Here is a 19399-nt window from a genome sequence, read left to right as displayed (position 1 = left end):
ACGCTTTTCCTGCCTCCCTCTCTCTTACCACGAGTATCAAAAAGTAGAAGGCTTCACACAACATGCACAGGTTTGATGATGCGATTGCCGCAAAAAAACCGCCCTCCGGATTCCTCCGAAGGACGGCTTTTCCCACTTGATTTGTAGACGGCTCTAGCTATCTTAATGTGAGCTTCTATCTAATCCATTCTGTATTAAGCCTGAGCCGCAGAATCCAGCTCACGGCTCAAATCGTTAAACGTGTCCCGATCGTTTTCTTTCAAAATCTTGCTGGTTACGAGTCCTGAAGTCATGGACCCGTTCACGTTAAGCGCTGTACGACCCATGTCGATCAGCGGCTCCACGGAAATGAGCAGTCCAACCAGAGCCACAGGCAGATTCATGGTGGACAATACGATCAGGGAAGCGAAGGTTGCCCCGCCGCCAACGCCAGCTACTCCAAACGAACTGATCATGACTACGAGGATCAAAGTCACAATGAAGTCCCAGCTCAGCGGGTCGATGCCGACCGTCGGAGCAATCATCACCGCCAGCATGGCCGGATAGATCCCGGCGCAGCCGTTTTGCCCAATTGTAGCCCCAAAGCTTGCAGACAGATTTGCAATACCGTCCGATACGCCGAGTTTCTTCGTCTGTGTCTCCACATTTAGCGGGATCGCCGCTGCACTTGAACGGGACGTAAAGGCAAATACCAGTGTTGGCAACACCTTCTTCAAATACGTAATCGGGTTGAAGCCGGACAGAGAGATAATGATCAAATGAATAATAAACATGATCGCCAGCGCGATATAAGACGCAATTACGAATTTGATGAGCTTTAATATCTCTTCCGCATTGGTCGTCGCCGTTACCTTTGTAATCAGTGCTAAAATCCCGTAAGGCGTAAGCCTCAGCACCAGTGTAACAATTCGCATAACCACCGCATATACCGCATTAACCATACCTCGGAACGTTTCCGCCTGCTGAGGTTTTTTGCGATCCAGTCCAAGTACAGCTACACCGATAAACGCGGAGAAGATAACCACCGCCAGTGTGGATGTACGACGTTCTCCTGTCATATCTGCAAATGGATTCGAAGGAATGAATTCCAGCACTTGCTGCGGGATGGTCTGATCCTTCACATCAACAAGCCGTTCTTCCACCTTCTGAATCTGCGCATTCTCCCGGTCTCCTCCTTGAATCTCAATAGAAGTCAGGTTGAAGCCCAGACTGGTCACAATGCTGACCCCTGCGGCAATCGCTGTGGTGATCAACAGAATGGCAATAATGGAAACACTCATCTTGCCGAGATTTTGCTTGCCTTTCAGATTCATGATGGCTGAGATGATCGACACCATGATCAATGGAATCACGACCATTTGCAACAAACGAACATATCCTGAACCGACCAGATTGAACCAATCGACTGATTTCGTAACGACATCAGAACCTGATGTGTACACCAATTGAAGAATAACTCCGTACACAACCCCCAGTCCAAGACCCGCAAATACGCGTTTCGTAAAGGAGATATGCTTTTTCTGCATCCAGTAGAGGATGCCAAGTAAAGCAAGCATAACCACTACATTCAATATGATTAGAAAAGTATCCATTTCTTTAAATCCTCCTCAGGTATGTGTGTAACCGGAACATATCCGATTTTCTCTATTATCTTTTGTACTTCCGACAAAGACATTTTACAATATACCACATAACAAACTATTCTGGTAGGTATTAATTGATATTATGTAATATGCATGTAACAGATTCATCTATTTCTGAAAAAAATACACCAATTCGTGAAAATTGTTCTATTCAACCTCCGGTTAATTTTGTAATATAGGTATATCCGCTTATTCCCAAGTTTTCTCAACCTATAATTTAGGTCTTTCTTCATTGGTAGATAGGTCTTATGAGTACGGAAAAGCGACAATGTTAATGAACTTGACGTGAAAGGATGATCATATGTTTCGTAATCGCACCGTTGCCGGTAAAATCAGAGGCACCTTGTTCCTCGTTCTGCTGGTTGCTTCCCTGTTGTTCAGTATTAGTTTCTATGCCGTATCGATGAATATTATTCAAAGTTACGTTCTCCCGCAGTTCGACAAAGTCCTAAACACGTCCATTCAGGATATATACAAGAACACTTCGGCATCCAAAATCCTACAGGTACAGAGTGGCGGAGCCGGTTCTGAAGGTGCTGCCATGACCGTGGAATCGTATCTGGCAGATAAAGCAAAAGAACATAATCTGGATGCAGCTTACGTTGTCGCCATCCAGGATGGCTCAGCCAAAGTTGTTGTGGCCAACTCTTCCTCAGGTATGAAAGCCCAGGATGATATCACCGTAGAGCCAGCAATGAATACAGCCATCGAGAGCAAAGAAATGGTAATCAGCGAAGTCTATTCCGATTCCTTCGGTGTACATAAGGCAGCATTCATTCCAATTGCAGGAAGTAACATGATTATGGCTGTAAGCATGGATGCCCAATTCATTCAGGATAAGATTACCCAGATTTTCTGGCTATGTCTTGGGATTACAGCATTAGTCTTTGTGCTCGGCTGGCTTATCTCCACTAGTATGATCAAAAGAGTAACCAAACCGATCATCAAGCTTGTCCAACATAGTAAACAAATATCTCAAGGTGACCTGACCGCTGAACTCCAGATCAAAGGTAAAGATGAAATTGCCCAGCTCGCTTCAAGCTTCCAGACGATGACACATAATCTGAAAGAAATGATCAGCCGCGCCTTGTCCACGTCCAATGAAGTGGTGTCAGGCTCCAATGACTTGCTTCAACGGGTCGAATCGATGTCCGGTATGGTACGGAACTCCAGCCGCTCCGCTGAAGATGCAGAGAAAGGCAGCATCAGCATTGCGTCAAGCGCATCCGAGAACGCCAGAGCCATGGAGGAAATTACGCAGGGCATCATGCATATCGCTTCATCTTCTGCCGAAGTATCCGAGCAGATTGGGGAAGCAGCCAATGAAGCAGTTAATGGTAACCGACTGGCTCAGAATGCCGTTGAGCAGATGGAACGTGTAGGCCAGACAGCAAGTGAATCACTGCGGTATGTGGAGACCATGAATGAACGTTCGGTAGCCGTAGGCACCATTGTAGCTTCCATTTTTGAGATCACCAAACAAATAAACATGCTTTCACTTAACGCATCCATTGAAGCAGCACGTGCAGGAGAGCATGGCCGCGGATTCGCTGTCGTTGCTGGAGAAGTTCGCAAACTTGCCGAACAATCCAAGACAGCCACAGAGGAAATCTCGGATTATTTGGGCACCATTCGAGAAGACGCTGAACGTTCCGTTGATGCCATGAACCGTGTAACCCAGGAGATTGGTTCAGGTACAACTGTCGTTCAACAAGCAGGCTCAGCCTTCCAGCAACTGAATGAATTGATCCAGAACGTCAACCTGACCATTCAGACCGTCTCTGCTTCGACACAACAAGTATCCGCTGGTGCAGAAGAAGTGAGTGCGTCCGTTGAAGAAACGGCACAGATTACGTCCAAATCCCGTGAGAGCATGTTACAGATTGCATCAACAGCAGATCTTCAGCTTAGCGAGATGGATTCACATTCGAATACGGTTCGCCATCTGCATGAACAAGCTGTAGAGCTGCAATCCGCCATGAAGAAATTCAAAATAAACTAACAGGTATACCATTAACCCATCATCACCTGATTTAAACCTCATTGAATCATAGGATATACAATACCCCCATGCCGCTAACATTCCGTTTCCAAAGAACGGTTTGTCGGACATGGGGGTATTGTTGTTTCACTCCGGTGACTGAACACCCATAATCTCGTACACGCGCTTCATATCCAATGCCGAACGCAATGATTCGGCTACCCGATCGAACTCCATCTCTTTACGTTCATGCGCACTGTATGTCTCCTGAAGTGGAGCCAGTCCCTTTCCTGCACGCAAACCATTAAGCCACGAACGGCGGAATAGATCACTTTCAAACAAACCATGCAGGTAGGTTCCCCACACGCTGCCATCCGCTGAGCCCCAGCCCTCTTGGAAAGGTTGCCCACCTGGATGTGAGATTTCAAACAACGTGGTTACACGTTCAGGCTCATGGCACTCTGTAACGCCCATATGAATCTCATATCCGTTAATAGGTAATGAAGCATCTGTTACATCTCGCTCACCATGCAGACGAATTGGGTGATTAGGCTGCACCCGTCCGGAAGCTCTGACGGTCTGCTTGTTCTGAAGAAACGTTGTTGATAGCGGGAGCCAACCAAGCCCTTTCGCTTCCTGGATCTGATTCGCTTCCACAGCGAACGGGTCCTTCAGATGACGTCCCAGCATCTGGTATCCGCCACATATGCCTACGAGCTGAACATGCTCACGCTCGGTCTGACTGGCAATCGCCTGCTCCAGACCAGACTCACGCAGAAATGCCAGATCACCTATCGTATCCTTCGTACCCGGTAGAAGAATGGCATCCGGACTGCCCAATTCCTCTGGAGTTGTCACGTAACGTACATTCACATCCGGTTCACGGGAAAGTGCATCGAAATCTGTAAAGTTGGAAATTCGCGGATATCGGATCACCGCCAGATCCAGCTCCGTTTTGCCGGATTTCCCATGACGCATGGAGTCCAATACCACTGAATCCTCTGCTTCAATCTGAATATCTCTTATGTAAGGCAATACACCCAGAACGGGTATGCCTGTCCGTTCTTCAAGCCAGTCTAGACCGGGCTGCAACAGGGACAGATCACCGCGAAACTTGTTGATGATAAACCCCTTCACACGCTGGACCTCATGCGGCTCTAACAGCTCCAAAGTGCCAACGATGGAAGCAAATACCCCGCCCCGATCAATATCAGAGATCAGAATTACCGGTGCATCAGCCCAACCTGCCAGATTCATATTGACGATATCCCGATCCTTCAGATTGATCTCGGCAGGACTGCCCGCTCCTTCCATCAGCACAATATCATAGGTATCCCGTAGCCGGTTCAAGGCATCCATAACCGTCTGTTTTGCTTCAGGCAGGAAATGCTGACGGTAGTCCGAAGCACTCATCTGGGCAAAAGGTACACCGTGTACCACGATCTGCGAATGCATGTCCCGCACCGGCTTGATCAGGATCGGGTTCATGTCGGTTGTCGCCTCAATACCGCAGGCTTCCGCCTGTGCCCCCTGGGCCCGACCAATCTCCTTGCCATCTTCCGTCACATAGGAATTCAGTGCCATATTCTGTGACTTGAACGGGGCTGGCTTGAAGCCATCCTGTTTAAAAATCCGGCACAATGCCGTTGTGATGACACTTTTGCCTACATCGGAAGCCGTTCCTTGCAGCATCAGTACCGCCGCTGGTTGTGATGGCCTATCTTCCACGCGCTCTCCCCCTGTCTCCGTGTTATATCCAGATCCCCTTGCTCCCAACCTTATGCGTAACACTTTCCATACTGCTTCATACTTCAAAAGTTAAAGCCAGAACAGCCCTTGAAGCACGCTCAGCACGGTCAACAAAGCCGCCTCCAGCAGCTCATTCATGGCACCATACGTATCCCCGGTTAAACCGCCGAGCCGTTCACTGATCCGAGCAGCCACAAATCGGCCGATGTAATAACACGCCACAGGCAGGATAATAACTGCCGTCACCGGGTATAGCCACCATGGCAGTGTTCCCAGACCACTCACCATGGCATCCGCAATCCCCATATCCGGCTTGAAAAGCCAAACTGCGGCAAACGTAACTGCCCCTGCAATCAGGGTCAGCCCCACGGCTGAGCTGCGTGCACGCTGTACCTCTTTCCGCTCACCGAGACCTTTGAACAATACGGCAAGTCCATCATCTCTGCGCGCATTTGGCCAGGCCGACATCGCATACACCATGAACCAGCGGCTCCAGATCATGGGCAGGATCAGCAGCGCACCGTACACCCAATGGCCCTGGGCAATAAAATCGGCGATTAGCGCAGCCTTCATCATGAGCAGCAGCACACAGGCGATCACGCCCATGGCGCCCACACGACTGTCTTTCATAATCTCCAGCATTCGCTCACGGGTACGATAACTGAGCAAGCCATCCGCCGTATCCATCCATCCGTCAAGATGAAGCCCTCCGGTGAGCCATACCCATAACGTCAAGGTTAGGACAGCAGCGGGAAAGGCGGGAAGCACCGCACCGCTTAAGGCTCCCGCGAGCCAGACACACAGACCGATTGCAGCACCGACCAGCGGATAAAAGACAACACTTTCCCGCAGCAGCGGCGGGGCAAAATCGATTTGCATTTTGACAGGGAAACGGGATAAAAATTGAAAAGCGGCTGCCGCCGCATGTTTGCGCTGAGGAGCAGGCGTGCCATCCTTCATAAGCGATACTCCTTGCTTTTTAGCTCAATCGCAATGCCTACAGTCACCAGAAACACTTCACCACATATCGCCGCAATGCGCTGATTCAACACACCGGCCAGATCCCGATATTTCCTGCCAAGGGCATATTCCGGTACGATTCCGTCCCCCACTTCATTCGTAACCAGAACAAGCAAACCGGGATAGGTTCGAATCGCTTCAACCAGCGCGTCCAAATGTCCCTGTAACACCTGCTTCTCGTCATGCTCATGTGCTAACAAAACATTCGTCAGCCACAGCGTCAGGCAATCCACCAGAATGGTGGGTGCAGAAGTCCCTGTATGCCCTTCACCCATACGGCTTATCAAAGCAGGCAGATGTATTGGCTCTTCCATCGTATGCCACAGATACCCTGATGCCTCGCGCTGATGCTGATGCATGGCGATACGCTCACGCATTTCATCATCGTACGCCTGGGCTGTCGCCACATACCAGGCCTCCGAGGAACGCTGCATGCAGAGACGTTCGGCAAAGGAGCTTTTGCCACTACGTGCGCCGCCCGTCACCAGTACACTCATCGGGAACTCTCTCCTTGCCGGGATGAATCAACCGACGCAGCGGAATCTGGAGCAAGGCTTGTCCCGTCCGAGACACCCGCGCTTGCAAAGGTGGCCATCTCGTTCAGAATGAGACAGGCCGCATCAATCAGATGAAGACTGAGAACGCCGCCTGTGCCTTCGCCCAGACGCATGTCCAGATCCAGCATCGATTTCAGGTCCAGTTCACGCAGCAGCGCTCCATGTCCATTTTCATGTGAAGTATGAGAAGCGATCATATAGGCTGTACTCAGCGGTGCAAGTTGTCTCGCCACCAGCGCTGCTGCGGTAGAGATGAACCCGTCTACAACGACCGGGCAACGATGAGCAGCTGCTGCGAGGATAACCCCGGTGAGTCCGGCAATCTCTAGTCCACCCACCTTGCACAGAACATCCAGTGCATCTTCCGGGTTCGGTGCGTTTACGCTAAGCGCCCGGCTGACTACAGCAGCCTTGCGCTGCAAGCCTGCATCATCAATGCCGGTACCTCTCCCCACGGCAGCGGCAGGGGCAACTCCGGTTAGTGCGCTCATTACCGCAGCACTTGCAGTGGTGTTGCCAATTCCCATCTCCCCGGTGACAAACAGCTGTGTTCCCTTCGCCACCTCTGCCGATACAACTTCGGCTCCCGCAAGGATAGCCCGAACTGCCTCATCCCGGGTCATCGCTGCGCCTCGGGCCATGTTGGCCGTGCCTTTGCGAATTTTACGGGAGAGCAGGCCCGGATGTTCAAGATCGGCATTCACCCCGATATCCACACAGATCACATCAGCACCTGCGTGACGTGCAAGCACATTCACGGCTGCGCCCCCAGCGAGGAAATTCATGACCATCTGTGGGGTTACTTCAGCAGGAAAAGCACTGATGCCTTCTTCCACTACGCCGTGATCTGCGGCCATGACAATGACCGCCCTGTGATCAAAACGCGGACGTACATTGCCCGTCATGCCTGCCAGGCGGATTACTAGCTCTTCCAATTTGCCCAGACTCCCCGGCGGCTTCGTCAACGAATCCACATGCGCAGAGGTCTGTGCCGCCACTTCCTGGTCAGGAGCGGTAATCCTTTGCGTTAATTGCTCCAACACCTGTTCATTATTCATACAACCAGCACTTCCTTCATCAAAATATGGGTTGCCCCGTTTCATTTAATCGATTTCCCGCCGCAGCAGCAGTTGAGGTATGGCATGGTCGGGATGGGAAACAATTGCGGGTTTGACGCGAAATATGTCCTGGATATTCTCATCGTTGATCAACGTATGAGGCGTGCCCTTTCCAACCGCCATGCCCTCACGGAGCGCCAGAATGTGATCGCAAAATAACGCGGCGAGATTCAGATCATGCAGCACAGCCACAATCGTAATGTTATTTCTCTGTCGCCATGCCGATAACAATTCCATGAATTGCAATTGATACTTAATGTCCAGAAACGTGGTCGGCTCGTCCAGCAGCAGCAACCGCGGCTCCTGAGCCATAACTTTGGCAAGTGCGACCCGTTGTCGTTGCCCGCCGCTGAGTGCATCCAGCGGTCTGTCCGCCAGCTCCGTCAATCCCAGGTCTTCAAGCACCCTGTCTACCACAAGTGCCCCATCACCCGCTTCCCGCCCCAGCCAGTTCTGGTACGGATATCGCCCCATCTCCACCACGTCTCGTACAGGATAAGAGATGGGTGGCAAGCCGTCCTGCTGCAATACAGCGATCATGCGCGACAGGTCCTTACGGCTGTAAGAGCTGATATCTCGACCATCGATACGGATCTGACCTTCGCTTAACTGTTCCGTTCCGGCAATAAGCTGGATCAGGGTGGACTTGCCGCTGCCGTTTGGACCGACAACACCCCACCAGTCACCTTCACCAACATGCCAGTCTACACTACGCAATGCCTGATGATTACCATATGACTTCCCTGCTCCCTTAATGGAAATAAGTGAAGTTGAGTTTGAATCGGTACTGGCATTGGAATTGGTACTGGAAGCCAAAACCTTGTCCCCACGTTGATTCGTACGTCTCTCCTTCTCTTCACTCATGGCATCATCCCCTTCTGCAACTTTTTGTTCCGGTGCAGCAGGTAAGCAAAGAACGGCGCACCAACAAAGGCGGTGACAACACCGAGCGGAATTTCAGTTGGCGCAAGCAACGACCTTGCGATGGTATCGGCCCACACCATGAAGATTGCTCCACCAATGGCAGACAAAGGTACCAGCAGTCGATAATCCGGCCCCACCAGCAGCCGCAACATATGCGGGATCACCAATCCAACAAATCCAATGACACCTGATACCGAGACAGCCCCTGCGGTCAGCAGTGTGCCAACTGCCAGAACGGACAGCTTAAGCCTGTCCACGCCAATCCCGATATGTGCCGCTTGACGTTCTCCCAGCGCAAGCACATTCAACGAGCGTGCCCTACTCCAGAGAAAGACCAGCCCCAACAGAAAATACGGGAAAAGGATGGCCGTATACGACCACCCGCGTAAAGCCAGACTTCCCATCGTCCAGTATATAATTTCATTAATCGTCTGTTTCGACATGGTCGACAGGAAGGAAACCACTGCGCCCAGGAAACTTTGCATGACCACACCAGCCAGAATGAGGCTGTGTGTTGGTATTTTACGCCCTTCACGAGCCAGTGCCATAACAAACCATAACGTGATTACACCCGTCAAAAACGCAATCAAGGGTAACGTCCAGATCCCGATCAGTGCATACTGCAATCCGAAGAAAATCAGGAAAGCAGCCCCCACCGACGCACCGGATGATACACCAAGTGTAAACGGATCGGCCAGCGGATTACGCAGTACACCCTGGAAGCCCGAACCCGCAATGGCCAGTGAAGCACCCACGAGCACAGCAAGCAGTACGCGTGGAAAACGGACTTTCCAGATAATCTGTTCGGCTGCTTTATTCCAATCCGGTGTAATCCAGTCGCCCAACCAGGGAATTTTGTGAATCAAGATGCCTGCAATATCCCGGATTGGCAACGCTACTGAACCAATGCCCGTGCAGATGAGCACGGTGAGCACCAGCAGCACCATGCCCGTCGTTCCGAACAGGATCAGCTTTTTACTCATTGGAACAAGTCAGGGTAGATCGCTTTGGCTACTTCTTTCAACCCTTGAGTTACCCGTGGACCCGGACGGCTCAGCAGATTGGCATCCAGGCCAATAACCGCGTCATTTTTCACCGCTGTAATTTGATCCCAGCCGCTGCGTGCCTTGATGATCTGATCCAGTGTTTTGGAGTTTTCGTCAATTACATCGTTGGCATACAGGATCACATCCGGGTTGGAGGCAATGACGTTTTCTTCATTAATTTCATACCAACCATCTTTGTCCGAAGCAATATTGCTACCACCGGCTACAGTGATGAGTTCATCCATAAATTCACCTTTACCTACAGTCCAGCCTGGGGAGAATTCAACGTATACTTTTTTCTTCTCTTCCGGTTTAACTGCCTTCACCGCTTCGGTTACATCCGTCACGTCCTGTTTCATCTGAGTGATGATTTCTTGTGCTTTTTCCTGATGATCGGTGATTTTACCGAAGGTTTCGATATTGTTCATCACGTCGTCAATGGATTTAGGATCCGTTTTGAAAATGGTAATACCCAGTTCGCGCAGCTTCTTCACGGCATCCTCGCTCATCGAGATACCTGTGAAGACGATGTCGGCTTCAGCTGCAATGATCGACTCTTCATTGGGCTTGGTGATACCGCCCATTTTCGCTTTGGTTGTTGCTGCTTCAGGATAATCGTCATAGTCGGATACACCAACAATTTGATCGTCCAATCCAAGGGCAAACAGGGATTCCGTCTCAGCCGGAGACACGGATACAATTTTGGCCGGTGCCTTTTCAAAGGTAAACGATTCACCCGTTGCATCCGTAACGGTAAGTGGATATTGTGTTTTGAGGTCCGTCTGCGCCTGACCTTGGGACTGCTCCTGTGCTGGTTGCTGTGAAGTACCTGTACCCTCATTCGTTGTTGCATTGCCACATCCGGCCAAAGCCAGTGCGAGTGCCGCTGCACTTAGCAGGGACGCTACGTTTTTCCAATTCTTGAAATTCATTCTGTTATTCTCCCCTTCTCTATTTGTGCTATTTTCTTCCATCGTGCTCGAACTCTTGCTCCCCATGCCTTGGTGTTCCTGTGTAAGGTTTGAACTGCAACATTTACACGTTAACGGAGAGTGCAGAACCGATCTGAAGAAACGAAGTGTTCGCTTAAAGCTTTCTACAAGAAAGCTACATCGGAAGCATACGCTTATCACCGGATTTTCCCTTTCAAAAAAAGGATTCAAAAAATCTGGGGATAACAGCGATCGGAAGATGGTACTGCAATCGGAGTGACCTCGTGTAAAATTGGTCTCGGTTCATCTTACATGAACAATAAAAAATCCCCAATCCATACGTCCAGGATCAGGGATGACGTCTCGCATATGGCGATCTGTACATGTTCAACCAAAGGTTGTCCATGCGCATAGAATAGCCCGAAACGCTGTCCTTTCCTCGAAGGAACACCGGTTTGTACGTCCAGGGCAGGTAACCTGACTTACAGGAATCATCCTGTTTTACAGTGGCGGGACCGTGCCGGATTTGCACCGACTTCCCCATTTCACCCTTGTGTGTTTCACGACTCGTACCAATCTGCCATGAAAACAGCCTTCACACACGGGACCCTTGGTCGCTGATATGGTAAACCATTGCCGTGTAATTTCTGCATGTTGCATACTCGTTGAGACTTAACAGCCTGCACCGTATCTGTATCCATGTTGAAGTCACACTTCTGTTGTGATTATAGGGTATATTGTACATCCTTACAACCCGATTGGCGGAAAAGTCACTCTGCTGCCAAACCATTGATTCCCCTGTCGATCAAGCTGAACCTGAATCGCCTGTCCCGGTACGACATGTGTATCCCAGAACCCAAGCCCGGCAATCAGACGGGACAAGGCATACCGGATGACACCACCATGCGTAACCACAACTATGGTTGGCACTTGCCCCTCATCAACTTGGATCGAAGGACGACCCTCCAACAACATCTCTTGGAGAAAGGAATCCAACCGTCCGGTAAACTCCTGCCACGATTCCCCTCCGGGCGGAGTGACCTCCTGCGGCGCATCAATCCAGCTTCGGTACACAGAATTATCCTTAAGCTGATCATACGTCAGCCCTTCCCACTGTCCAAAATCATTCTCACGCAGACGCGAGTCAAACTTCACCTGTGCGTTGGCATCAGGAAGGATCTGTTCCAGCGTCTGCCGGCAGCGAAGCAGATCACTGCAATATACCTCGTGCCACAAAACACCGCTCAATTGTTCATGAAGCGGAGCCAGTTCTTCTTTGGCATTTGGCAACAGACCAATGTCGGTATGCCCCAGGTATCTTTTTTCCACATTCCACAGCGTTGTCCCGTGACGGACCCACAGAATGTTTCGTTTCAGTGAGCCGGGTTGATCCATATGTACTTCATTGCCTGCATTCCCTTCATTTACGGCCATAACAGCGTCCCTCCTGCCAGCCACACACCTAGCGTTATGATCACACACAGTACCACAAATGCCCCTGCTGACCAGAACATCAGACCTGATGTTCGCACAATATCCTCGGCTTCCATCGGCCGTGTGGCCTCGCCCATGTAGGCGCGAAACGAAGCAACTCCATGATACACGTTATGTCCGCCAAGCCGGATGCCCAGTGCTCCAGCCACCGCTGATTCGGGAAAACCGCTATTCGGACTTGGATGCAGTCTGGCATCCCGTGCGACCATGCGAGCTGCTCCTTTGGCGTCCAGCTTCATGACCCAGGCACCCACAATTAACAGCATCGCGGTCAGCCGCGCAGGTATCCAGTTCGCCACATCATCCAGACGGGCCGAGGCCCAGCCAAGATGCAGGTACTTGTCATTTTTATATCCGACCATGGAATCCAGCGTGTTGACGGCACGATAAGCCATAGCTAGAGGAGCGCCTCCAATGAGCGCATAAAATAACGGGGATACAATGGCATCAACGATATTTTCGGCAACCGTCTCTACCGTTCCCCGTACAACCTCCGGTTCGTCCAGATGCGCCGTATCTCGTCCAACAATCATACCCAGTGAACGTCTGGCCGCCGGCCAATCCTGCTGCTTCAGATGACGATACACTTCCATACCTGCATCCTTCAGCCCTTTTGAAGCAATGGTCGTTGCAATGAGCACCACTTCAGCTGCTGCTGCAATGACAGGATGAATCAGCCAAAGCACATATACAAGTCCCCACGTGATGGCAAAAGAACCCCCCGCGATCACAATCGGAAACAACAGCCCTGCTCTCTTCAGCCCCGAATCTGTGTTCACACGCGAGCGAATAACACGCTCCAACGCCGAGATGCCTTTTCCCATGCCAATCACCGGGTGGGGAATCCAGCGGGGATCACCGATACATCGGTCTAACAGGTACGCCAGTATAATAATCCAGGCTCCAGCCATGCCTGTCCAGAACGGCCAGGTCCATAGATGCTCTATCTCAAAAGTCATTTGTGCCTGATCCTCTCTTTCCATAACAGTCCGGCCTGAAGGCTCTCCGTCACCGTGTCGTATACCAATCTGCCAATCGCCGCCCCTGCCGTAGTCGCCGTCCCGGCATACGTGATCATTGGTGGTGGTTCCTCCACTGCCTGACGTACCGCAAACACAATGGCATCGGTTGTGGTGCCCGTGGCGGGCAACCCGTTCTCCGAATCCAGAACACCTGCATCCGCCAGCGCTGCCGCTTTGGCTTCCACCGCCGTCTGTACCGCATTCACCATCGCCCCGGTGGTCATGCGTCCATTCAACCAGAGCATGATGTTAATTGTACCCGGGACATAGGGAGGTATCGATAGATTCCGTGCTGAAGGAGCAGAGTGCTCTCTGCCGGAAGACATCATCTTATTTCCCACCGTATCAAATACGGTTCTCTCCGACCCCGCTCGTGCGGCATTTGATACACCCGCAGTGGTGCAGCACAGAAGGCCAAATTCATCACTTGTATATTCCTGAATGGAGGTATGCTCCAGCCTTACGGCCGTCAATAATCCGGCACATTGATCACGCGGCTCTTGCCATTCGTTCAGTCCTTGTTCGATATCACGCGGCGGATCATCACATCGGTAATGCCTGTCCACATAGATATTAAATACGCGATCCAGTTCTAGCATCCCACCGCCATATACCGCACTCGACAATGCTTGGGCAGCCCTTGGACTCTGTGCTTTGATATGTCGTTCATGCGCAGATATGTTCAGTCCCGGCCAGGAAGAGGCCGCATATCCATTCTCGCCTGTTTCACCATTCGCAAAGTAGTTATAAAACGGGAGTGTCACTGCCGCTTCCCTCCCTGTTCCTGTTCCGAATCTTTCGCCTTCTCCTGCTGACTTGATACTTGAATCGAAGTCTGATCGACATTCGAATATCTCTTGGTTTTCAACACGCTGCCCAGCACTTCGAGCAAAGTAGCATTGGCGTCCGCATCCTTGACCGCGAAACGTACATGGCCTTCGTCAAGCCCCGGATACATGGCACAGCTGCGAATCAGGATACCCCTTCTGCCCAGCGCCTCCTGCATTAATGCTGCGGTCCAAGGGGCCGGCACACATGCCAAAATAAAGTTCGCCTCTCCCGGTGTCACCGCACATCCATACGCCTGCAGTTCTGCGATAAGATGTCCTCGTTCCCGCGTGATCTGTGATATGGTCTCCTGTTCGTACCGTTCTCCACTGCGCAGACAGGCTTCACCTGCCATAAGCGCCAGACCGTTGACACTCCAGGTCACCTGTTTCTTTGTCATTGCCTGAATGTATTCTGCACGGCCCAAAGCATATCCGAGACGCAAGCCCGGAATGGCATAAAACTTCGTCATCGAGCGAATGATGATCACATTTGGATAGTCATTCAGATGTGATGCCAGGGATTGGCGTCGGGCTACCGGAATAAAATCCATAAATGCCTCGTCAATGACAAGTACGGTTCCCGTTTCTTCCGCTTTGCGTGCAAGCCTTTGCAATATCTCCAGCGGGTATTGTACACCGTTTGGATTGTTGGGCTGACCAAGGAAGAGCAGGTCTACCTTTTCCATGAGCTGCTCGATGTCCTCCGGTTCCGCTCGCCACGCCAGCTCTTCTCTGCCCTCCGTATGTACAACCTCGGCACCGAATTGTCGTGCCAACGCGCGGTACTCCGAGAATCCCGGTTCCACCGTACCCACCTTGCGCGGGGCAAGCCCCAGCAGAATGAGCGCCATACTTTCGGCTGCACCGTTGCCCACGGAAATCTGCTCCTGCATCACACCAAGGCGCTCGCTCAGCAGTGCTTTGAATCCCCGATGCCCCGGATCGGGATACCGAATTACCGACTGCAATCCTTGCTGTATAGCCTCCAGCACCTCTCTGGGCGGACCGAGCGGATTAATGTTGGCACTGAAATCCAGAAAATCAGTGGCTTCCCTCCCGAATCGTGACGCAGCCGTCTCCACATCCCCGCCATGTCCGAACACTTCGATATAACCGGTCATTCTTCCGTCATCCTTTCTGTCTGTCCTTTTTATTATGGATGGCACGGGAGGTTTGGGTCAATCCTGTTTTCTTTGTGTCCCAACCATAATTCGTTTACAATAGAAGAGGAATTTCGGTTCCGTTTGATATACAAGGTTCACTACATAAGGGACTAGCAATCCCTCACATACATTAATGGAGGAATGACCATGCTGTTTGTAGACAATCAGGGCATTACAGATCCTTCTGTAAACCTGGCGATTGAGGAGTACATTCTGAAGCATCTGCCGATGGAGGATGACAGCTATCTGCTGTTCTACATCAACCGTCCGTCGATCATCATCGGAAAACATCAAAATACGATTGAAGAAATTAATATCGAGTACGTTCAGGATAACGGTGTGCAGGTGGTTCGTCGTCTTTCGGGAGGCGGAGCGGTGTATCACGATCTGGGCAACCTGAATTTCAGTTTTATTACAGCCGATGACGGTCAATCCTTCCACAATTTCCGCAAGTTTACCCAGCCTGTCGTTGAAGCTTTGCACGAGCTTGGTGTAAATGCCGAGTTGACCGGGCGTAATGATCTGCAAGTGGGCGAAAAGAAAATTTCGGGCAATGCCCAGTTTTCCACACGTGGGCGTATGTTCAGTCATGGCACCTTGATGTTTGATCTGAATCTGGAGCATGTTCAGGCTTCCCTGAACGTCAATCCCGAGAAGTTCAAATCCAAGAGCACCAAGTCCGTACGCAGCCGGGTCGCCAACATACGGGATCTGATTGACACCAACTTGACGATTGAGCAGTTCCGCGATGAGCTGTTACGTCACATTTTCCGAATGGAGCCTAAGGACGTTCCACAATATACGCTTACTGACAAGGACTGGGACAAAATCAAGGAAATCTCTGCTGAGCGTTACAACAACTGGGACTGGAACTATGGCTTGTCTCCGGAAAGCAATGTGAAGCACACTCGCAAATTCCCTGTCGGCATCATCGATCTGCGCATGAACATCAAGGATGGACGCATCGAAGATATCAAAATCTTTGGCGACTTCTTCGGTGTAGGCGATGTAGCGGATATCGAAAATATGCTGCGCGGCAAGCGTTATGAGGAATCCGAGGTGCGTACTGCACTTGAGGGACTAGATGTAAAACATTACTTCGGCAACCTGGAGCTGGAAGACTTTATCGGCCTTGTTTTCCTAGAAGAATAAAATTTAGATGGAAGTATAGTTTTAGAACGGAGTCTAAGATTACACGTTAACGGTGAAGACAGAATTTATCGGGAGAAGCGAAGCGTTCGCCTAAAGCTTTTTGAAAAAAAGCTACATCGGAAGCATACGCTTATCAACGGATTTCCCCTTGGGGAATGGAATCAAAAATCCGGGGATAACAGCGATCGAAAGATGAATCTGTATTCGGAGTGGCCTCGTGTAATACTTATTTTTTCGTTCGTTAGTATAGATACAGATAAAAAAGGAGAGAAACACAGATGACCTACAAATTAATCGCAATCGATATTGATGACACTCTGATCAACGACAACAAGGAAGTGACCCCTGCCACGCAAACGGCGCTGGAACAAGCGGTTGCTCATGGTGTAACTGTAACACTCGCGACTGGACGTGCTTATGCTTCCGCACAAGCGCTTGCTCGTCAAACCGGACTTAACGTGCCAATCATTACGTATCAAGGCGCTTTGGTGAAAAACCTGCTGGACGAAAAAGTTCTTTATGAGCGTTACGTTCCACAGGAAGCTTCCCGCAAATTGTATGATTACTGCCTGGAGAACAATCTCCACCTTCAAACATACATTGACGACAAGCTATATGCTCGTGAGGAGAACGACAAGCTTCGTAATTATGCCAAATTAAACGGCACCCAATATTATATCGAGTCTGATTTTATTAAAGTCATCGAACAAAAAACACCGAAACTGCTTATTATCGATGAGCCTGACTATTTGGATAAGGTTGCTGTTGACCTGCGTGAATTGCTCGGACCTCAAGTGCATATCACAAAATCCAAACCTTACTTCCTGGAGATCATGCACAATGAAGGAACGAAAGGCCATGCCCTGACCTTCCTGGCAGACCACTTTGGTCACCAGCTCAGCGAATGTATTGCCATCGGCGACTCCTGGAATGACCATGAGATGCTCGAAGTTGCAGGACTTGGTGTAGCGATGGGGAATGCCATCCCTGCGCTGAAAGAGCTGGCTGACTACATTACGGCAAGCAATAACGAAGACGGTGTAAAAGAGGTTATTGAGAAGTTTGTATTGAACGCAGAGTAAATAAGGTCAACGAACAGCCCGGTCAGTGAATTTCACTGTGCAGGGCTGTTTTTTGATTTTAAAAATATGTTCATTATCCAGTCTCTTACTTGCTCATGGCATGCTGGAAAGACTCCAGCAGTTTTTTGATTTGCCCATCAAATTCCAGTTGAAATGGCGGAATGATCTCATCTATTCTTTGCTGGAATAGCTCAGGATCTTGGACATCAAGCTCCGCTCTTAACTCCATTTCTTCTTCGGAACCATTGTCGTTCAGGATCATGTTCAGGATTTCACCTTTAAAGTATTCACTTGGAGGAAGGATTAGAGCATTCATCAGGAACTGAGTAAAAAAGAGATGATTATTGTTTTCCTGACTCGCCTTTTTCATCGCCTGCTTAGTAAACAAGTTTATATACTTCTGAGCAAACGCAACCCCTTTCATTCGGGAAGGCCCAACATGTTCGACCCCTTTCCATCGCAGATCGGCCACAGAACTAAGCCACCAGGCCGGTTCAATCGCCTGCTGCATACGAAGCAGGATTTGGCGCTCAAACTGTGGCTCAGGATGTATTCGCTGCTCATCCAAACATTTTCCTATGGTCTCCGCTTCAATTGCAGCGACCGTCATGCCTTGGCCATGGATCGGATCGAAGCTGCAAAATGCATCGCCAAGGACGAGTAATCCGGAGGGCCAATTCTCCATCAGTTCAAAATGTTGACGGACAGACTCGGAAATACGGTATCCCCGCGGCCCTTGAAAAGGCTCCAACTGGTCTGCCAATGCTAGGATTTCATCTGAAGCAAACAGATGTTTGATTTGCTCTTGAAACTCATCCGGATGAGTTGGAGGATATTCATCTCCTCCTGCGTTGAACAGTAATAGTCCAGCGATCTCATTCTCAATGCGCCACAACATGCCTGCACGAGTTCCTTGCACAGGATCGGACTCTGTTATCACCGTCCCCCAGTCATTTTGAATAGAGGATGGTATCTTATAATAGCGGGTGCTGTAACCAAGAGACACCTTCAGCACTTCCGGCTCAGGCACGGACAACCCTATCTGTTCAAGCCATCTGATCAATTTGGAAGAACGCCCCGCGGCATCAATAACCATATCTGCTGCAAGCATTGCTTCCCGGTTATTCCGGCCTCTTTCCTTGGTATACACGCCTGTAATCGAACGCTGATCTTCTGATGCCATTAACCCGGTAACTTCCGTACTCGTTAAGAAGCTTATATGATCGATGTTCTGGACGCGCTGACGCAGTACCCATTCCAGCAGAGCTCTACTGCTTGATGCAATTTTGAATAAGGAATTAGCATTTGCCTTATTAACTAATGTACCGTAGCGATTGGCAATCACAAATTTCTCTTCATGTGAAGGAATTGCGCCAAGCGCGACCAATTCGTCATTGTATCCGGGAAAGTAATGTTCCAGAATGAGTCCGCCGCGCGGTAACACACGATGTGGATGAAAGGATTGAGGCACACCCTGCCGATTCGCCGGCTCAGAAGGCAATTCATCTCGCTCAATGATACACACCTCGTCATAATAATCAGATAACATCCTTGCAGTTATTAATCCTGCAATACCAGCTCCAATGACCACAGCTTTTTTCATATCGGACATCGCCACTTCATCCTCTCTAATCCATCATATTTTATCTACACTTGTAGTCCTATCAAAAAATTACTTATAATACC

At 50.1% G+C, this 19399-nt stretch carries 16 protein-coding genes and 1 riboswitch; of the genes, 3 read left to right on the top strand and 13 right to left on the bottom strand.

Features of this window, described 5'->3' with window-relative positions:
- Positions 1 to 194: 194 nt before the first annotated feature.
- On the bottom strand, positions 195 to 1592 hold the full coding sequence (locus tag NKT06_RS07440; RefSeq protein ID WP_253431994.1) for an L-cystine transporter: 1398 nt from the start codon (positions 1590 to 1592) through the stop codon (positions 195 to 197).
- 352 nt (positions 1593 to 1944) lie between these two features.
- Between NKT06_RS07440 and NKT06_RS07435 the strand changes: the two genes are divergently transcribed.
- Positions 1945 to 3645: a methyl-accepting chemotaxis protein gene (locus NKT06_RS07435; RefSeq protein ID WP_253431991.1), complete on the top strand. Its 1701-nt coding sequence runs from the start codon at positions 1945 to 1947 to the stop codon at positions 3643 to 3645.
- A gap of 126 nt (positions 3646 to 3771) precedes the next feature.
- On the opposite strand, the gene NKT06_RS07430 is transcribed toward NKT06_RS07435, so the two are convergent.
- The 11 genes from NKT06_RS07430 to cobD all read right to left on the bottom strand — a co-directional run bounded on the left by NKT06_RS07430 (position 3772) and on the right by cobD (position 15437).
- Positions 3772 to 5316, bottom strand: coding sequence for a cobyric acid synthase (locus tag NKT06_RS07430; RefSeq protein WP_253442431.1), 1545 nt, complete (start codon positions 5314 to 5316; stop codon positions 3772 to 3774).
- Between the two features lie 126 nt (positions 5317 to 5442).
- Positions 5443 to 6333: an adenosylcobinamide-GDP ribazoletransferase gene (locus NKT06_RS07425; protein ID WP_253431988.1), complete on the bottom strand. Its 891-nt coding sequence runs from the start codon at positions 6331 to 6333 to the stop codon at positions 5443 to 5445.
- Complete coding sequence (cobU, locus tag NKT06_RS07420; protein WP_076251579.1) at positions 6330 to 6890, bottom strand: bifunctional adenosylcobinamide kinase/adenosylcobinamide-phosphate guanylyltransferase; 561 nt, start codon at positions 6888 to 6890, stop codon at positions 6330 to 6332. The genes NKT06_RS07425 and cobU overlap by 4 nt, the downstream gene beginning before the upstream one ends.
- Positions 6887 to 8008, bottom strand: a complete 1122-nt coding sequence (gene cobT / locus NKT06_RS07415; protein WP_253431985.1) for a nicotinate-nucleotide--dimethylbenzimidazole phosphoribosyltransferase — start codon at positions 8006 to 8008, stop codon at positions 6887 to 6889. The genes cobU and cobT overlap by 4 nt, the downstream gene beginning before the upstream one ends.
- Before the next feature lie 45 nt (positions 8009 to 8053).
- Positions 8054 to 8932 carry an ABC transporter ATP-binding protein gene (locus tag NKT06_RS07410; RefSeq protein ID WP_253431982.1) on the bottom strand — a complete coding sequence of 293 codons (879 nt, stop codon included), beginning with the start codon at positions 8930 to 8932 and terminating at the stop codon, positions 8054 to 8056.
- Complete coding sequence (locus NKT06_RS07405) at positions 8929 to 9975, bottom strand: FecCD family ABC transporter permease (protein ID WP_253431980.1); 1047 nt, start codon at positions 9973 to 9975, stop codon at positions 8929 to 8931. Before NKT06_RS07405 ends, NKT06_RS07410 begins: the two co-directional genes overlap by 4 nt.
- Positions 9972 to 10970: an ABC transporter substrate-binding protein gene (locus NKT06_RS07400; protein ID WP_253431977.1), complete on the bottom strand. Its 999-nt coding sequence runs from the start codon at positions 10968 to 10970 to the stop codon at positions 9972 to 9974. The genes NKT06_RS07405 and NKT06_RS07400 overlap by 4 nt, the downstream gene beginning before the upstream one ends.
- A 450-nt stretch (positions 10971 to 11420) precedes the next feature.
- Positions 11421 to 11559, bottom strand: a riboswitch (cobalamin riboswitch).
- Between the two features lie 158 nt (positions 11560 to 11717).
- Positions 11718 to 12404 carry a histidine phosphatase family protein gene (locus NKT06_RS07395; protein ID WP_253431974.1) on the bottom strand — a complete coding sequence of 229 codons (687 nt, stop codon included), beginning with the start codon at positions 12402 to 12404 and terminating at the stop codon, positions 11718 to 11720.
- Positions 12395 to 13375, bottom strand: a complete 981-nt coding sequence (cbiB, locus tag NKT06_RS07390) for an adenosylcobinamide-phosphate synthase CbiB (RefSeq protein ID WP_253442430.1) — start codon at positions 13373 to 13375, stop codon at positions 12395 to 12397. Before cbiB ends, NKT06_RS07395 begins: the two co-directional genes overlap by 10 nt.
- Positions 13376 to 13419: 44 nt before the next feature.
- Entirely contained in the window at positions 13420 to 14250 is an 831-nt protein-coding gene (locus NKT06_RS07385; protein ID WP_253431971.1) for an adenosylcobinamide amidohydrolase, read from the bottom strand.
- Positions 14247 to 15437, bottom strand: a complete 1191-nt coding sequence (gene cobD / locus NKT06_RS07380) for a threonine-phosphate decarboxylase CobD (protein WP_253431968.1) — start codon at positions 15435 to 15437, stop codon at positions 14247 to 14249. The genes NKT06_RS07385 and cobD overlap by 4 nt, the downstream gene beginning before the upstream one ends.
- Before the next feature lie 189 nt (positions 15438 to 15626).
- Between cobD and lplA the strand changes: the two genes are divergently transcribed.
- Complete coding sequence (lplA, locus tag NKT06_RS07375) at positions 15627 to 16631, top strand: lipoate--protein ligase (protein WP_133386795.1); 1005 nt, start codon at positions 15627 to 15629, stop codon at positions 16629 to 16631.
- Between the two features lie 278 nt (positions 16632 to 16909).
- Positions 16910 to 17713 carry a Cof-type HAD-IIB family hydrolase gene (locus tag NKT06_RS07370; RefSeq protein ID WP_253431965.1) on the top strand — a complete coding sequence of 268 codons (804 nt, stop codon included), beginning with the start codon at positions 16910 to 16912 and terminating at the stop codon, positions 17711 to 17713.
- An 85-nt stretch (positions 17714 to 17798) separates the two neighbouring features.
- Here NKT06_RS07370 and NKT06_RS07365 read toward each other — a convergent pair whose 3' ends face one another.
- Positions 17799 to 19325: an NAD(P)/FAD-dependent oxidoreductase gene (locus tag NKT06_RS07365; RefSeq protein WP_253431961.1), complete on the bottom strand. Its 1527-nt coding sequence runs from the start codon at positions 19323 to 19325 to the stop codon at positions 17799 to 17801.
- Positions 19326 to 19399: the final 74 nt, after the last annotated feature.

The sequence above is a fragment of the Paenibacillus sp. 1781tsa1 genome (genome assembly GCF_024159265.1).
Classification (GTDB): Bacteria; Bacillota; Bacilli; order Paenibacillales; family Paenibacillaceae; genus Paenibacillus.
Note: the sequence above shows the minus strand (reverse complement) of the source record. Positions and strands in the feature narration are given on the sequence as shown.

Bases quoted from the DNA above. Each gene is read 5' to 3' on its own strand.
- cbiB (WP_253442430.1), bottom strand. From the start codon at position 13,375: ATGGCTGGAGCCTGGATTATTATACTGGCGTACCTGTTAGACCGATGT.
- NKT06_RS07435 (WP_253431991.1), top strand. From the start codon at position 1,945: ATGTTTCGTAATCGCACCGTTGCCGGTAAAATCAGAGGCACCTTGTTC.
- NKT06_RS07400 (WP_253431977.1), bottom strand. From the start codon at position 10,970: ATGAATTTCAAGAATTGGAAAAACGTAGCGTCCCTGCTAAGTGCAGCG.
- NKT06_RS07370 (WP_253431965.1), top strand. From the start codon at position 16,910: ATGACCTACAAATTAATCGCAATCGATATTGATGACACTCTGATCAAC.
- NKT06_RS07410 (WP_253431982.1), bottom strand. From the start codon at position 8,932: ATGAGTGAAGAGAAGGAGAGACGTACGAATCAACGTGGGGACAAGGTT.
- NKT06_RS07395 (WP_253431974.1), bottom strand. From the start codon at position 12,404: ATGGCCGTAAATGAAGGGAATGCAGGCAATGAAGTACATATGGATCAA.
- cobT (WP_253431985.1), bottom strand. From the start codon at position 8,008: ATGAATAATGAACAGGTGTTGGAGCAATTAACGCAAAGGATTACCGCT.
- cobU (WP_076251579.1), bottom strand. From the start codon at position 6,890: ATGAGTGTACTGGTGACGGGCGGCGCACGTAGTGGCAAAAGCTCCTTT.
- NKT06_RS07425 (WP_253431988.1), bottom strand. From the start codon at position 6,333: ATGAAGGATGGCACGCCTGCTCCTCAGCGCAAACATGCGGCGGCAGCC.
- NKT06_RS07440 (WP_253431994.1), bottom strand. From the start codon at position 1,592: ATGGATACTTTTCTAATCATATTGAATGTAGTGGTTATGCTTGCTTTA.
- NKT06_RS07365 (WP_253431961.1), bottom strand. From the start codon at position 19,325: ATGTCCGATATGAAAAAAGCTGTGGTCATTGGAGCTGGTATTGCAGGA.
- lplA (WP_133386795.1), top strand. From the start codon at position 15,627: ATGCTGTTTGTAGACAATCAGGGCATTACAGATCCTTCTGTAAACCTG.
- cobD (WP_253431968.1), bottom strand. From the start codon at position 15,437: ATGACCGGTTATATCGAAGTGTTCGGACATGGCGGGGATGTGGAGACG.
- NKT06_RS07405 (WP_253431980.1), bottom strand. From the start codon at position 9,975: ATGAGTAAAAAGCTGATCCTGTTCGGAACGACGGGCATGGTGCTGCTG.
- NKT06_RS07430 (WP_253442431.1), bottom strand. From the start codon at position 5,316: ATGCTGCAAGGAACGGCTTCCGATGTAGGCAAAAGTGTCATCACAACG.